Origin of the sequence: Streptomyces nojiriensis (genome assembly GCF_017639205.1) — a bacterium.
GTDB classification, from domain to species: domain Bacteria; phylum Actinomycetota; class Actinomycetes; order Streptomycetales; family Streptomycetaceae; genus Streptomyces; species Streptomyces nojiriensis.
Window position 1 is genome coordinate 1,532,299 of sequence record NZ_CP071139.1, and the last position, 14,971, is coordinate 1,547,269.

Annotated in this window: 13 protein-coding genes; 4 read left to right on the forward strand and 9 right to left on the reverse strand. The window is 72.6% G+C overall.

What is annotated here, in order from left to right:
- Positions 1 to 91: 91 nt before the first annotated feature.
- Entirely contained in the window at positions 92 to 1,129 is a 1,038-nt protein-coding gene (locus JYK04_RS07390; protein WP_189734132.1) for an NUDIX hydrolase, read from the reverse strand.
- 189 nt (positions 1,130 to 1,318) lie between these two features.
- On the opposite strand from JYK04_RS07390, the gene JYK04_RS07395 reads away from it, so the two are divergent.
- Together JYK04_RS07395 and JYK04_RS07400 are read left to right on the forward strand one after the other, a co-directional pair.
- The gene (locus JYK04_RS07395; protein ID WP_189734744.1) at positions 1,319 to 2,305 is read left to right on the forward strand and encodes a LacI family DNA-binding transcriptional regulator; all 987 of its coding nucleotides are present in this window, start codon (positions 1,319 to 1,321) and stop codon (positions 2,303 to 2,305) included.
- A 215-nt stretch (positions 2,306 to 2,520) separates the two neighbouring features.
- On the forward strand, positions 2,521 to 4,797 hold the full coding sequence (locus JYK04_RS07400) for a P-loop NTPase family protein (protein WP_189734134.1): 2,277 nt from the start codon (positions 2,521 to 2,523) through the stop codon (positions 4,795 to 4,797).
- A 59-nt stretch (positions 4,798 to 4,856) separates the two neighbouring features.
- Here the strand turns inward: JYK04_RS07400 and JYK04_RS07405 are convergent, their stop codons facing one another.
- From JYK04_RS07405 to JYK04_RS07430, 6 genes are all read right to left on the reverse strand, one after another.
- Positions 4,857 to 6,152 carry a DUF6986 family protein gene (locus JYK04_RS07405; RefSeq protein ID WP_189734136.1) on the reverse strand — a complete coding sequence of 432 codons (1,296 nt, stop codon included), beginning with the start codon at positions 6,150 to 6,152 and terminating at the stop codon, positions 4,857 to 4,859.
- A gap of 183 nt (positions 6,153 to 6,335) precedes the next feature.
- Positions 6,336 to 7,859: a serine/threonine-protein kinase gene (locus tag JYK04_RS07410; protein WP_189734138.1), complete on the reverse strand. Its 1,524-nt coding sequence runs from the start codon at positions 7,857 to 7,859 to the stop codon at positions 6,336 to 6,338.
- A gap of 239 nt (positions 7,860 to 8,098) precedes the next feature.
- A complete protein-coding gene (locus tag JYK04_RS07415; protein ID WP_189734140.1) occupies positions 8,099 to 9,061 on the reverse strand; it encodes an electron transfer flavoprotein subunit alpha/FixB family protein in 963 nt (320 codons plus the stop codon).
- Positions 9,062 to 9,119: 58 nt separating this feature from the next.
- Positions 9,120 to 9,905, reverse strand: a complete 786-nt coding sequence (locus tag JYK04_RS07420; RefSeq protein WP_030012969.1) for an electron transfer flavoprotein subunit beta/FixA family protein — start codon at positions 9,903 to 9,905, stop codon at positions 9,120 to 9,122.
- Between the two features lie 200 nt (positions 9,906 to 10,105).
- Positions 10,106 to 10,693 carry a flavin reductase family protein gene (locus JYK04_RS07425; protein WP_189734142.1) on the reverse strand — a complete coding sequence of 196 codons (588 nt, stop codon included), beginning with the start codon at positions 10,691 to 10,693 and terminating at the stop codon, positions 10,106 to 10,108.
- Positions 10,694 to 10,973: 280 nt separating this feature from the next.
- Positions 10,974 to 11,303, reverse strand: a complete 330-nt coding sequence (locus JYK04_RS07430) for a TlpA family protein disulfide reductase (RefSeq protein ID WP_189734144.1) — start codon at positions 11,301 to 11,303, stop codon at positions 10,974 to 10,976.
- Between the two features lie 235 nt (positions 11,304 to 11,538).
- Between JYK04_RS07430 and JYK04_RS07435 the strand changes: the two genes are divergently transcribed.
- Positions 11,539 to 12,261 carry a lysophospholipid acyltransferase family protein gene (locus tag JYK04_RS07435; RefSeq protein ID WP_189734146.1) on the forward strand — a complete coding sequence of 241 codons (723 nt, stop codon included), beginning with the start codon at positions 11,539 to 11,541 and terminating at the stop codon, positions 12,259 to 12,261.
- 180 nt (positions 12,262 to 12,441) lie between these two features.
- On the opposite strand, the gene JYK04_RS07440 is transcribed toward JYK04_RS07435, so the two are convergent.
- Positions 12,442 to 13,035, reverse strand: coding sequence for a CGNR zinc finger domain-containing protein (locus JYK04_RS07440; RefSeq protein WP_189734149.1), 594 nt, complete (start codon positions 13,033 to 13,035; stop codon positions 12,442 to 12,444).
- Positions 13,036 to 13,116: 81 nt separating this feature from the next.
- On the opposite strand from JYK04_RS07440, the gene JYK04_RS07445 reads away from it, so the two are divergent.
- Positions 13,117 to 14,370 (forward strand): MFS transporter, encoded by a 1,254-nt coding sequence (locus JYK04_RS07445; protein ID WP_189734151.1) that lies wholly within the window; start codon positions 13,117 to 13,119, stop codon positions 14,368 to 14,370.
- Here JYK04_RS07445 and JYK04_RS07450 read toward each other — a convergent pair.
- A complete protein-coding gene (locus JYK04_RS07450; protein WP_189734153.1) occupies positions 14,306 to 14,905 on the reverse strand; it encodes a transglutaminase-like domain-containing protein in 600 nt (199 codons plus the stop codon). The genes JYK04_RS07445 and JYK04_RS07450 overlap by 65 nt on opposite strands.
- Between the last annotated feature and the right edge of the window lie 66 nt (positions 14,906 to 14,971).

Below are 14,971 nucleotides of genomic sequence, written 5' to 3' on the forward strand. Positions count from 1 at the left end.
TCGAAGGCCTCGTCGCCGCCGCCCTGCGTCCGGCGGAACAGTCGGAGCAGTCAGAGCAGGCAGGGCAGGCAGGGCAGGCGGCTCGGCCGGATCAGCCGGTGGGGACGCCCGCCTCCAGGTAGAGGGGGCGGCCGCGTTCGCGGGCGCGCAGGGCCCAGCGCAGGCGTTCGTAGCGGTGCTGCGGGAGCAGACCGGCGGCCTCGGCCTCCGTGACGAAGCGCCAGGCCCGCAGTTCCGGGCCGGGCAGCCGGAGCCGGGCCGTCGCCTCGTCCGAGAGCCGGCCGCCGTCGAAGAGCAGGCGCAGCCCGCCGTAGCCGGGCGGCTGGGGCGGCTCCCAGTCGACCACCAGCAGCCCGGGCGTCCGGTCCAGTACGACGCCCAGTTCCTCCGCGACCTCCCGTACGCCCGCGGCCGCGGGTGCCTCGCCCGCTTCGACGACTCCGCCCGGGAACTCCCAGCCCGCCTTGTACGTCGGATCCACCAGCAGCACCCGGTCCTGCTCGTCGAAGAGCAGCACCCCGGCCGCCACCGTCTCCCGGGTGGGCTCGGGGGTCTGCACGATGTCGCAGACCTTCGCCGTCTCCGAGCGGACGGCCTCGGCGATGCGCTCCGCCGTCTCCCGCGGGGTCAGCACGCCGTTGTCGATGACGTGCGCGTCGCCGGTCAGCCAGCCGAGGGCCTGCTGGTAGACCGGGATGTGGTCGTACGCCCACCGGCGGACCCGGAGGTCGACCTCCGCGGGCTCCCCGGGTTCCTCCCGTGTCGCGATCCGCTCCCGAAGGATCGTTTCCTCAGGGGCCAGCAACACATGGCGCACCGAGATCCGCCGAGCCGCCAACCCGCCGAAGATCTCGTCCCGATAGTCCTGGCGCAGCAGCGTCATCGGCACGACGAGCACCCCGCCCAGTTCGGCGAGCATCGCCGCGGCCGTGTCCACCACCAACCGCCGCCAGCTCGGGAGGTCCTGGTAGTCGGTGACCTCCGCCAGCCGTTTGGGCGGCAGCAGCACGCGCAGCGCGTCGCCGATGAACTCCGGGTCGAACAGGGTGCTGTCCGGCAGGATTCCGGTCAGTTCGCGGGCCGTGCTGGTCTTTCCGGCGCTGAAGGTGCCGTTGATCCAGACAATCACGTCTACCCCTCTCCCCATGGCTCGTCCGGAGCCCCCAGTGGCTTGCCCGCCCCAGCCTGCCACGAAAACCTCACGATCGGCCCAGTGCTTATCCTCAAGGTCACAGCCCTGCACGTGAGCCCCGGAGGATTCGCCACCGTGCCCCACAACCGCCGCCCGTCCGAGCCCCGCTACGGCAACCGGCCGACCATGAAGGACGTGGCGTCCCAGGCGGGCGTCGGCCTGAAGACGGTGTCGCGCGTGGTCAACGGTGAGCCGGGGGTGACCCCCGAGACCGAACGCCGGGTCCAGCAGGCCATCGAGGCCCTCGGCTTCCGCCGCAACGACAGTGCCCGTGTGCTGCGCAAGGGCCGTACCGCCACCGTGGGCCTGGTCCTGGAGGATCTCGCCGATCCCTTCTACGGCCCGCTGAACCGGGCGGTGGAGGAGGTGGCCCGCGCGCACGGGGCGCTGCTCATCAACGGCTCCAGCGCCGAGGATCCGGACCGGGAGCGGGAGTTGGCGCTCGCGCTGTGCGCCCGGCGGGTGGACGGGCTGATCGTGATCCCGGCCGGGGACGACCACAGGTACCTGGAGCCGGAGATGCGGGCCGGTGTGTCCACGGTGTTCGTGGACCGCCCGGCCGGGCGGATCGACGCGGACGTGGTGCTGTCGGACAGCTTCGGCGGCGCCCGGGGCGGGGTGGCCCACCTGATCGCGGGCGGCCACCGCCGGATCGGTTTCATCGGCGACCAGCCCCGCATCCACACGGTGGCGGAGCGCCTGCGCGGCTACCGCGCGGCGATGACGGACGCGGGCCTGCCGGTGGCACCGTCCTGGATCTCGCTCGGGTCCACGGCCCCGGAGCGGGTCGCCGCGGCGGCCGGGGCGATGCTCACGGGCCCGGACCCGGTGACCGCCGTCTTCGCCGGAAACAACCGGGTGACGGTGACCCTGGTACGGGTCCTCGCGGCGCACGGCCGGCCCGTGGCGCTGGTCGGCTTCGACGACTTCGAGCTGGCCGATCTGCTGCGCCCGGGCGTGACGGTGGTCGCCCAGGACCCGGCGGCCCTGGGCCGGGTGGCCACGGACCGCCTCTTCCAGCGCCTCGCGGGCGCGGACCTGACCCCGTGCCGCATCGAACTGTCGACCCGGCTGATCGCCCGGGGCTCGGGCGAGATCGCCCCTGCGAACTGACATTCGACCACGGCGCGGGCGTCGCCCGGCGCGCGAAGGCGCCCCTCACCCCACGCACGCAGCGCGTTCGTCCGCGCAGGCACCCATCGAGCCGGGGACGGCCGGAAGACCCGAATCGCCCACCCGTTCGCCTTGCCGTGCAAGGAATTTGACGCTCCGCCAGGGCTCTGCCAGCGTCACGACCCCCGGAACAACGGGGAACAACCGGAGGCGCCATGAGCCCGCAGTACACCGCGCAGAAGAGCCGAAACCAGGGGCGCGAGGGGTGGTCCGTCATCTTCCGCCACCCGGTGCGCCTGGACCCTTCCACGGGCCGCCCGGGCAGAAGGGTGCGCCGCGGACTGGGCACGTCGGTGGACACCGAGGCGGACGCACTGGTCGACCAGCTCAACGAGATCCTGCGCACGCAGTCCCTCTGGGACCCACACTGCCGTCAGCAGGCCGCGGGGCTCTTCGACAGCCGTGTCGTGGAGGTGTTCTACGAGGACCTGGAGACCACCAGGACCGACTTCCGGAAGATCCGGGACGACCTCCTTGCGCTGCCCACCACCTCCGACGGCTACAAGCACGTTCTGCTCGTCGGCACGACCGGGGCGGGCAAGACCACCGTCGTACGCCAGCTCCTCGGGACGGACCCGGAGACCGAGCGGTTCCCCTCCACGTCGACCGCCAAGACCACCGTGGCCGACACCGAGATCGTGCTGACCGAGGCCGGGCCGTACCGGGCTGCCATCACCTTCGCCGGCCGTGACGAAGTCATCGACCACCTCACGGAGAACGTCTCGGCCGCTGCACTCGCCCTCTTCCAGGGCAAGTCCGAAGAAGACGCCCTCCGGCGTCTCGTGGACCACGTGAACCAGCGTTTCCGCTTCAGCTACGTCCTGGGGCGGCCCGAGGTCCCGGGCGATGACGATCACCTCGACGATGACGACGAGGACGAGATCGACGACGAAGAGGGCGAGGCCGAGGACGTCCTCGGCCTCGCCGACCTGGAGGTCATCGACCCGGCCGCCACGGTGGCCTTGCTCGTCCAGACCGTGCCCCGACTGCGCTCCATGGTCGAGAAGTGCGCCGCCAACGCCCACGAGGAGCTGCGGGCCACCGACGAAGATGCCAGGGTCGTCGAGGAGATCGTGGAGGAGACGCTCGACACCGACCTTCGCGCGCTGGAGGAGTTCCACGCCGTCGTCGACGGCCTGCTGCACGAGATCGAGCTCAGGTTCTCCCTGCTGACGGAGGGCGAGCTGCGCCGCACCCGTCAGGGATGGCCGCTCAGCTGGACGCTGGAGACCGACGACCGCGCCGCCTTCCTGAAGACCGTGATGCGGTTCTCCAGCAACTACGCACCTCTCTTCGGCCGGTTGCTGACACCGCTGGTGAACGGGATCCGGGTGGCCGGACCGTTCGTCCCGACCTGGGCGGAGGCAAGCGATCGCCTCGTCCTGATCGACGTCGAAGGGCTGGGTCACACTCCGAAGTCGGCGGCCTCCGTCTCCACGGACCTGGCGAAGCGCATCGACGAGGTGGACGCGATCCTCGTCGTCGACAACGCGGCCGCGCCCATGCAGGCGGCTCCGGTCGCCGCCCTCAAGGCCGTTGCGGTGTCGGGCAATTCCGGGAAGCTGCACTTCCTCTTCACGCACTTCGACCACATGCGGGCCGACAACCTTCCCCGCTTCGCGGACCGCAAGCGCCATGTCCTCGCCTCGGTCGAGAACGTCCTGAACGCCATGGGGAAGGAACTCGGCCCCGTCGGCGAGCGTGCTGTCCGTACCCAGCTCGAGCGGCACTGCTACTTCGTCGGCGGCATGCACAGGCCGCTGGACTCCGGCGGGAAGGAAGGCAAACGGACGGCCGGTCAGATGCGCTCCCTCAGTGCGGACCTCTCTGCCGACGAGGCGGCACCGGACACCGGGCCGGCCCGGCCGGCCTTCGACCGCATGAACCTGTCCATCGCGGTCAGTGAGGCCTCCCGCAACTTCCACACCAGGTGGCGCGGGCTGCTCGGCCTGACGCACAACCCGGACGCCCCCAAGCAGCACTGGACGAGGGTGAAGGCCCTCTCACGGAGGCTGGGCGAGGGCTGGGGCGACGAGTACGACTCCCTGCGGCCGGTCGCCGACCTGCGCACGGAACTCCAGGTGCAGATCTTCCTCCTGCTTCAGCGTCCGGCCCGCTGGGAGGGCGGCGAGCCGACCGAGCAGGAACGGGAGGCGGTGATCAACGAGATTTCCAGCGCCGTGACCGGGAAGCTGTACGCGCTGACGGAGCAGCGCCTCAAGGCCGACGTCCAGAACGCATGGCTCGAGGCCTACCGGCAGCACGGGGCCAGATCGACCTTCGCCCGGGCGCGCATCATCGACGCCGATGTCTTCGGCCGCGGGGCGCCCATCCCGACCGCCGCGGCCTCCCCCGACCGGAACGGCTTCCTGAAGGCCGTGGCGGACATCGTGACCGAGGTCGCGGACGAGAACAAGTTCGTCCTCGACTGAGGACGACACGCTGCGAGGCTCGCCCGGGGCGTTCCCGGACGGGCCTCGGTGCGCCAGGATCAGTTGGCCGTCAGGGTGGCCGAGCGGCGCGGGATGGCGAAGGCGTCCAGTTCCGCGCGGGTCAGGCCGGTGAGGGCGGTGACCTCGTCGGTGCCCACCGCGCCGCAGTCGAGCCCGCGGACCAGGTAGCCGGCCAGGGCCTTGGCGGTGGCCGGCTCGTCCATCACGTCGCCCTCGATCTTGGCGACGTACGCCTTCAGGCGCGCGGCGGCGGCCTCCAGGCCCTCGCGGTAGAAGGTGAAGACGGCCGCGTAGCGGGTCGGCAGGTGTGCCGGGTGCATGTCCCAGCCCTGGTAGTAGGCGCGGGCCAGGGCGCGGCGGGTCAGGCCGTAGTGCAGCTTCCAGGCCTCGTGGACGTGCTCGGTGGTGCCGATCGGCAGGACGTTGGTCGAGCCGTCGGAGACGCGTACGCCGGTGCCGGCGGCCGCGACCTGCATGATCGCCTTCGCGTGGTCGGCGGCGGGGTGGTCGCTCGACTGGTACGCGGCGGAGACGCCGACGCAGGCGCTGTAGTCGAAGGTGCCGTAGTGCAGGCCGGTGGCGCGGCCCCTGGAGGCCTCGATCATCCGGGCGACCGTGGCGGTGCCGTCGGAGGCGACGATGGACTGGCTGGTCTCGATCTGGATCTCGAAGCCGATCCGGCCCGGGCGCAGGCCGCGGGTGGTCTCGAAGGCCTCCAGCAGCTTGACGAAGGCGCTGACCTGCTCGGCGTAGGTGACCTTCGGCAGGGTCAGGACGAGGCCCTCGGGCAGGCCGCCGTGCTCCAGCAGGCCGGAGAGGAAGATGTCCGTGGTGCGGATGCCGCGGTCCCGGACGTTGGACTCCATGCACTTCATGCGGATGCCCATGTACGGGGCGTTGGTGCCGTTGGAGAAGGCCTCCGAGACGAGGCGGGCGGCGCGGGCCGCGGCCTGGTCCTCCTCCTCGCCGGAGCGGACGCCGAAGCCGTCCTCGAAGTCGACGCGGAGGTCCTCGATGGGCTCGCTGAGCAGCTTGGCGCGGACGCGGTCGTACACGGGTGCGGCCAGTTCGTCGGAGATGCCGAGCACCTTGGCGAAGGTGGCGGCGTCCGGGGCGTGCTCGTCGAGGGCGGCGAGGGCCTGGTCGCCCCAGGAGCGGATGGTGTCCGCGGCGAAGACGTCGCCGGGGACGTAGACCGTGTGGATGGGCTGCCGGGTGCCGGGGTCGCCCGGGTAGTGGCGCGCGAGTTCCGCGTCCACCGGCGCGAGGGAGGCACTGATGCCCTCGCTGACCGCGCCTGCGAGGCTCGTCGCCACCTTCTCCTGCTGACCCATCGTGCACTCTCCTCTTTTCCGCTTCACGGAAGCTTAGATCCGCATAGCAGAATTTAGCCACGGGGTTCCGCTCAGTCAATGGTCCCCCTGCCGTCCTGGACAAACGACTCGGGGCCACGCGGTGACAAACACCACACAGCCCCGGAGTCGGAGAGTACGCAGGTCAGCAGCTACGGAGCCGGATCAGGCCGGGGCCTGTGCCTCCCGCAGGCGGGGAACGAAGACGGCCGTGACGAGGGCGGCGGCCGGCCACGCCGCCAGCCCCCAGCCCACCGCCGCGTAGACGGCTCGGCCGTCGGCCGCCAGGATGCCGGCGAACACCACCGCGTTGAACAGCCCGGACTCCGTGCCGAGCCAGGCCACCCAGGGGTCCCGCCGGGCCAGCGCGCCGACCAGCCCCCGGACGAAGTGGGACAGGAACAGCAGCACGAACCCCGACAGGAGCAGGACCAGCACCCCCACCCACCACGGGGCCGGCGGCCAGAACAGCAGCAGCACACCGATGAGGACACCGGCCGTCAGCGCCGCCGCGACTCCCCGGCTCTCCTCGTCGGGCACATCGGCGGAACTCCTGGAGACGAGGAAGGCCAGCAGGCAGGCGAGCAGTGCGGCACCGAGCGTCCGGAGGGTCAGCGAGCCCCATTCGCCGAGGAAGACGAGCTGGGTGTACACCCCGGCGGCGGCGAGCAGGGAGCCCCACAGGAGCCGCGGCCGGGTTCCGGGTACCGACGAGGCCGGAATCGGGTGGCGGGTCCCGGCGCGCGCGGCGGACACCGGCGGAGGCGGATCGGTTCCCAGGGCGGTCTCGGTGTCGCGCCCGGGCGCCGGATCGGCCACCGTCCGGGAGCGGGACCTGGAGCGGGCACCGGTCGCCGCCTTGCGCAACCGGTCGATCACCTGCTGCGCGTCGTCCGGTCGTGCCGCGGGCTCCTTGGCCAGCAGCTCCAGCACCAGCCGTTCCAGCTCCTCGGGCACCGCGGGCCGGAGGTCCCTGATCGGGGCGGGCTCACCGGTGAGGTGCTGCGAGAGCACCGACAGCCCGGAGCCGGTGAACGGCGGCCGGCCGGCGAGCAGTTCGTACAGCATGCAGCCGAGGGAGTACAGGTCGCTGCGGCCGTCGATGCGACGGTCGCCGCGCGCCTGTTCCGGGGACATGTAGGCCGGCGTGCCGATGGCCGCGCCGGTGGCCGTCAGACCGGTCCCGGTCTCCTCCGCGAGGCGGGCGATGCCGAAGTCGCAGATGGTGACGTCGGCCTCGGCGGGCCCGTGGACCATGATGTTGGCCGGTTTGATGTCCCGGTGGACCACGCCGGCCCGGTGTGCCGCGGCCAGGCCCTCGCAGATCTGGACCGCCCACCGGATCACGGCGGCGGGGTCCATGCCCGAGCGGTGGTCGCGCAGCACGGCGGTCAGGGGCCGCCCCCGCACCAGCTCCATCACGAGGTAGAGCACCGGGCTGCCGTCGACCTCGACCTCGCCGTGGTCGTGGACGGTCACGATCCGGGGATGGGCCAGACCCGCGGCCGTGCGGGCCTCTTTGCGGAACCGCTCCTCCAGGAGGTGGTCACCGGCCACGCCGCGGGAGATCACCTTGACCGCGACCTCCCGGTCGAGCCGCAGGTCCCGGGCCTGCCACACCTCGCCCATCCCACCGGCCCCGAGCCTGCGCTCCAGCCGGTAACGCCCCTCCAGTAACGCGCCCCGCATCGGAAGAACTCCCTCCCCGCTCCCGAGCCCTCCCCGGGCTGATCGCAGCCTACGCCCCTCCCACGACCGCACGAGAGGGGTTGGCGGAGCGGTCCCCCGCTCAGGGGAAAGGCAGTTCCGAGGACGACGAGGGCCTCCCCGGTCCGGTGGGGACGTCACCGTCCGCACCGGCCCTGGAAGGCCCTCACTCGTTCGTGCACCCGGTACGGCGTCGCGTCGTCGTCCCGGGGCCGGGGCGACTAGCCCTTGCGCGCCTTGATCTCGTCGGTCAGCTGCGGGACGACGGCGAAGAGGTCGCCGACGACGCCGTAGTCGACGAGGTCGAAGATCGGGGCCTCGGCGTCCTTGTTGATGGCCACGATGGTCTTCGAGGTCTGCATGCCGGCCCGGTGCTGGATCGCGCCCGAGATACCGGAGGCGATGTACAGCTGCGGGGAGACCGACTTGCCGGTCTGGCCGACCTGGTTGGAGTGCGGGTACCAGCCGGCGTCCACGGCGGCGCGCGAGGCACCGACGGCCGCACCGAGGGAGTCCGCGAGGTCCTCGATGACGTGGAAGTTCTCGGCACCGTTGACGCCACGGCCGCCGGAGACGACGATCGCGGCCTCGGTCAGCTCGGGGCGGCCGGTCGACTCGCGCGGGGTGCGACCGGTGACCTTGGTGCCGGTGGCCAGGGCGCCGAAGGTGACGGCGAGCGCCTCGACGGCGCCGGCGGCCGGGGCGGCCTCGACCGGAGCCGAGTTCGGCTTCACGGTGATGACCGGAGTGCCCTTGGAGACGCGGGACTTGGTGGTGAACGACGCGGCGAAGGCGGACTGCGTCGCGACCGGACCCTCGTCACCCGCCTCCAGGTCGATGGCGTCGGTGATGATGCCGGAGCCGATGCGGACGGCCAGGCGCGCGGCGATCTCCTTGCCCTCGGCGGAGGACGGGACGAGCACCGCGGCCGGGGACACCGCGTCGTACGCGGCCTGGAGCGCGTCCACCTTCGGTACCACGAGGTACTCGGTGAACTCGGGGGCGTCGGCGGTGAGGACCTTGACCGCGCCGTGCTCGGCGAGCACGGCGGCGGTGGCGTCGGCACCGGCGCCCAGGGCGACGGCGACGGGCTCGCCGATGCGGCGGGCCAGCGTCAGCAGCTCGAGGGTGGGCTTGCGGACGGCGCCGTCCACGTGGTCGACGTAGACGAGAACTTCAGCCATGGGACTGCTCTCCTGCGATTGCGAAGTGTCTGGGGGCTAAGAGGGGTGGCCGAGGTTCTTAGATGAACTTCTGGCCGGCCAGGAACTCGGCCAGCTGCTTGCCGCCCTCGCCCTCGTCCTTGACGATCGTGCCGGCGGTACGGGCCGGGCGCTGCGCCGCGGAGTCGACCGCGGTCCAGGAGCCCTCGAGGCCGACCTCGTCGGACTCCAGGTCCAGGTCGGACAGGTCCCAGGACTCGACCGGCTTCTTCTTGGCGGCCATGATGCCCTTGAAGGACGGGTAGCGGGCCTCGCCCGACTGGTCCGTCACCGAGACGAGCGCGGGGAGGGAGGCCTCCAGCTGCTCGCTGGCGGTGTCGCCGTCACGGCGGCCGGTCACGGTGCCGTCCTCGACCTTGACCTCGGAGAGCAGGGTGACCTGCGGGACGCCCAGGCGCTCGGCCAGGATCGCCGGCAGCACACCCATGGTGCCGTCGGTCGACGCCATGCCGGTGATGACCAGGTCGTAGCCGGCCTTCTCGATCGCCTTGGCGAGCACCAGCGAGGTGCCCATGACGTCACTGCCGTGCAGGTCGTCGTCCTCGACGTGGATGGCCTTGTCGGCGCCCATCGAGAGCGCCTTGCGCAGCGCGTCCTTGGCGTCCTCGGGGCCCACCGTCAGAACGGTGATCTCGGCATCGTCGGCCTCGTCGGCGATCTGCAGCGCCTGCTCGACGGCGTACTCGTCGAGCTCCGACAGCAGGCCGTCGACGTCGTCACGGTTGACGGTCAAGTCCTCGGTGAACTGCCGGTCGCCCGTGGCGTCGGGCACGTACTTCACACAGACAACGATCCTCAGGCTCACGCCGGCTCTCCTACCGCATCGTCTTTTCTGGTACCGCCTTATGCAGGCAGCATAGGCGCCTTGTCGGGCGGATCCCGGTCGGGGCGGCCCGCGCTCCGAAGGGAATGTTACTCGCCAGTACACCGTGGGTCCCGCCAAGTCGCAAGGCTGGTGAGCTGTGATCTGCCCAACGCCGCCCGACCCTCCCAAGCAGGGACGATTCAGTCGCGCAACGCGTTGAAGCGCCCCTGGTGGTACAGCAGGGGGCGGCCTTCCCCGGCCGGGTCCCCGACGACCGCCTCAGCGATGATCACACGATGTTCGCCGGCGGGCACACGTGCGACCACCCGGCAGACCAGCCACGCCAGTACGCCGTCCAGCACCGGCACCCCGTGCGGGCCGGCGGCCCAGCCGGTCGGCGGCCCGAAACGGTCGGCTCCGCTGCGGGCGAACAGGCCTGCCAGCTCCCGTTGGTGCTCGCCGAGTATGTGGACGCCGAGGTACTCGCTGTCGCGCACCGCGGGCCAGCTGGAGGCCCCGGTGGAGATCGTGAAGGACAGCAGCGGCGGATCGGCCGAGACGGAGTTGAGCGAGGTGGCGGTGAACCCGACCGGGCGGCCGCCGTCCTGGGCGGTGATCACCGCGACCCCCGCGGCGTGCTGCCGGAACACCGAACGCAGCAGGTCGGGCGAGCCGGTGCGGGCCGTGGCGGTGACCGCGTCGGTGGCCGTACCGGCGCCGGAACGGGGGGAGAGAGGGGAGCGGGGGGACGGAGCCGTGGACACCGTCGGGACTGTCGGAGCAGTCATCAGGGTTCTGCCTTCTGCCGCGGGACGCGCGGGCACTGTCGTGGGATCGGGGGCCGGGCTGTTCAGTGGCCCCGACAGCGCGCGCTCGCGTGGCGGACGAGGTCCACATGGACCCGTCCGTAGAGCAGGAGTTCATACCGCATGCCGCCAGCCTGGCGATCTCCCGTGGACACAGTCAAGCGGGATCGGGCAGATGTCAGGCGCGTCACGCTGTGTGCGGGCGCGCGCACCGGCGCCCCCGGCCCCGCCGCGTCGGGCCGCCCGGCCGCCGGGCCGCGCGTCACACGGCGGCCCCGAGGGCGGCGATCACGTCCACCTTGCGCGGCATTCCGGCCGCCCGCCGCACGATCCGGCCCGTCCGGTCCAGTACCAGCACGGTCGGGGTCTTCTCGATCCCGAGGGCCCGTACCAGTTCGAGCCGCTCCTCCGCGTCGATCTCGATGTGCGCCACCCCGTCCACCATCGCCGCGACCTCGGCGAGGATCCGCCGCGTGGCCCGGCAGGGCTGGCAGAAGGCGCTGGAGAACTGCACCAGGCTGGCCCGCTCCCCCGGTTCCGCACCCAGTTCGGCCGCGCCCAGCCGGGTCGGCGCGTCTTCCTGCCCGAGCACCCGCGCTCCCCTCGCCGTATTTCGTCCGCGTACATCATCCTCGTACGCTCGTCCGTGGATCGGAGCACCCCACGGGCCCGCGACATTCCCGGCGTGATGAGAATCTCCCCTGGCAGGGGCTTCTGGACTGGCCAGCGGGCCGCGTATGGGGCACGATCCCCATGGTCGCGTACCTACGCTTCCGTAACTTCCGGCCGGGAGCACCTCCCCAGGCAGAAAGCGGGGTCTCCCCACCATGGCTGAGCTCGTCTACCCTCCCGTGATCGGCGCCGCGCACGGACTCTTCCGCGCGCTGGACATCCGCATCGACATGAAGGGCACCGAGAACATCCCCCGCAAGGGCGGTGCGGTCCTGGTGTCGAACCACATCGGATACCTCGACTTCATCTTCGCCGGCCTGACGGCGCGGCCGCAGAAGCGCCTGGTCCGTTTCATGGCCAAGGAGTCGGTGTTCCGGCACAAGGTGTCCGGTCCGCTGATGCGCGCGATGAAGCACATCCCCGTCGACCGCACGCAGGGTGAGGCCGCCTACCAGCACGCCCTGGACTCGCTGCGGGCCGGCGAGATCATCGGCGTCTTCCCCGAGGCGACGATCTCCCAGTCCTTCACTCTCAAGAGCTTCAAGTCGGGCGCCGCGCGCATGGCGCAGGAGGCCGGGGTCCCGCTGATCCCGGTGGCGCTGTGGGGCACCCAGCGGCTGTGGACCAAGGGCCGCCCGAAGAACCTCAAGCGCAGCCACATCCCGGTGACGATGCGCGTGGGCGAGCCCGTGGAGGCCCCGGCCGACCAGTACGCCGGCGCCATCACCCGCCGGCTGCGCGAGCGCGTGCAGGAGCTGCTGGACGCCGCGCAGCGCGCCTACCCGGAGAAGCCGAAGGGCGCCGACGACTCGTGGTGGCTCCCGGCCCACCTGGGCGGAACCGCGCCGACGGCGGCCGAGGTCCGCGACGCCGGCTGATCCCTCCCGCCCATGAGGCAGGCCTCCCGGACCACCGGCACTCAGTGCCGGACGCCGCTGGGGGGGGCTCGCACGGGGCGGCGAAGCACTGCCACTGCGGCTGCCCCTCCAGTACGTCTCACCCGGCGCGTCCCGTCATGCCGCTGGATCTCGTGGCTTGACGGGTCGAAGCGCGCCCGGTCAGGTCGCCGCCGGGAGCTCGCGGGGGCCTCGGCCCTCCCTCTCCCCCTCCCGCCTCCGCCGGCGGTGGGCCGCGACCCGCTCCCGCGTGGCGCAGCTGCCGGAGCAGTAGCGGCGCGTGCTCCCCGGCCCGGTGGCGAGGAAGAACCGCCCGCAGCCCGCCGCCGCGCAGGCGCCCCAGGCGATCCGCCCGTACTCCGTGAGCAGCTGGGCCAGCGCGAGGGCGCCCGAGGCCAGGAACCAGTCGCCCCAGCCGCCTTCGTCGCCCCGGTCGACGTGCAGGTGCCAGGGGTGGCCGTCGTGCCGGGTCAGGCGGGGGCGGGTGCCGTACTCCGCGAACAGTGCGTTGAGGGCCTCGGCGGCGCGGTCCTCGTCGCTCTCCCCGAGCACCGCCCCCATCCGCCGGGCCGCGGCGCGCAGTGCGTCCGCGGCCGCCTCGGTGAACGCCTCCGGCGTGAGGTCGGCGGGCCGCTCCCCGTGCCCGGCCAGCAGCTCCGCGAGCGCGGCGCGCGGCAGTTCGGGGTCCGCCCGGACCGCTTCGGCGAGGTCGATCAGCCTCCGGGCCGCCGAGAACCCGTCCCGCGAGTCGCTCATCCGCGCATCCTTTCGCCCTCCACGCGCATGACGTAACGTCTTGTGCGGCTATCGCGTTACAGCATACCGGGGAGGGGTCCCATGAGCGGGTTCGGGCGGTACCTGGCGGCGGCGCTGGCCGCGCGCATCGCCTCGGAGGGCATGGGCATGGCCGTGGTGCTGCTGGCCCTGGAGCGCACCGGGAGCGCGGCGCACGGGGCGTTCGTCCTGACGGCCTGGCTGGCCCCGCACGTCCTGGCGGCCCCGCTCGCGGGCGCCGCGGCGGCCCGGACCCGTCGGCCGCGCCTGTTCCACGCGGGCGCCCTGGCCGGTTTCGCGACGGCCGTCGCAGCACTGACCGTCCTGCTCGGCCGGGCCCCCGTACCGCTGGTGCTGGCCGTGGCGGTGCTCGGCGGCTCCTGCGGGCCGATGGTCACGGGCGGGCTGTCCAGCCTGATCACCGGCCTGGTTCCGGCAGGACCCGGGCGGGACCGGGCGTACGGCTGGGACGCGGCGACCTACAACGCCGCGGCCGTCACCGCGCCGGCGGCGGTCGGCCTGCTCGCTGCGCTGGGCTCGGCCGGGCCGGCCATGGCCGTCCTGGCGGCGTCCGGAGCCCTGGCAGCCGTACTGGCGGCCACCCTCCCGTACGAGGGCCAGGGAGCGGGCCCGGTCCCGGGCGCGCCCCGGGCCGGGCTGGGCGCGGGGCTGGCGGCCCTGTGGCGGGTCCGCGAGCTGCGCGCGGTCACCTCGGCCACGACCCTGGGCTTCGTGGGCATCGGCTCGCTCACCACCGTCTCGGTGCTGCTGGCCGCCGAGCTCGGCAGCCCGGGCGGCGGGGGCGTGCTGATGACGGCCTTCGCGATGGGCGCGCTGGGCGGCTCGCTCACGGTGGGCCGGATGACGTCCGTGGAGCCCGGCCGGCTGGTGCGGTGGGCGCTGGCCGGGACCGGTACGGCCCTCGCGGCGGCCGCGTTCGCCCCGTCGGTGGCCGTGACGGCGGCGCTGTTCGCGCTCGCCGGGGTGTGCGACGGGCCGCTGCTCACGGCCACGCTGCGGATCCGCGCGCGGTACGCCCCGGACGGGGTGCGGACCCAGGTGTTCACCCTGGGTGCGGGGCTGAAGGTGACGGCGGCGTCGACCGGGGCGGCCCTGGTGGGGATCGTGGCCGACGCGCCCGCGGCGGCACTGCTGACCGGGATCGCCGGACTGCTGCTCGCGTCGGCGCTGCTGCACGCCCTGACGGTGGTGCGGGAGCCGGGACGGCCCGGACGGCCCGCCCGCACCGCTGCTACAGGGCCGTCGGCAGGTTCCGCCACAGCTGCGCCCGGTCCGCGGACTCCTGAAGGGCCTTGAGCGCGGCCGGGTGCGGGGCGGCGTAGAGCTCGGGGTAGTCGGTCTCGCCGAGTTCCGGGCGTACGGGGAACGCCAGTCGTTCCCGGTCGAGGTCGAACCGGGCGTCCACGCCGGGCTTGTTCCCGCGCGGGTCGAGACGGGACCAGCGCACGGCGCCGGGCGGCCGCAGGGCGACCAGGCCGTGCACGACGGGGTTCGTGCCGTCGTCGTCGGCGAGGCGTTGGTAGCACAGGGCCCCCGGGATGCCCTGGGCGCGCAGCAGGGCGACGAGGGCGTGGGATTTGGCGTAGCAGATGCCGTTGCGCGTGGTGAGGACGTCGGAGGCGCGCCAGGCGACGCGCGGGTCGCCGGAATCACCCGAGTGCGGGATGGTGTCGCGGACGAACTCGAAGGCGGCTTTGGCGTATGAATATACGTCGCCGCTGGCGGCCCAGAGGGTGTCGGCGGTTTCCTGTACGACCGGATTCCAGTGGTCGATCGCCTCGTCGGACGCCAAGTAGGCGTGAATATCGGGGCTCTGTTGGATCAGCTGCATGGCCGGAGCATAGGCAAACCCCCGACCGCAGATCAATAGATTTACGGTCGAGGGTATAGCTATGCA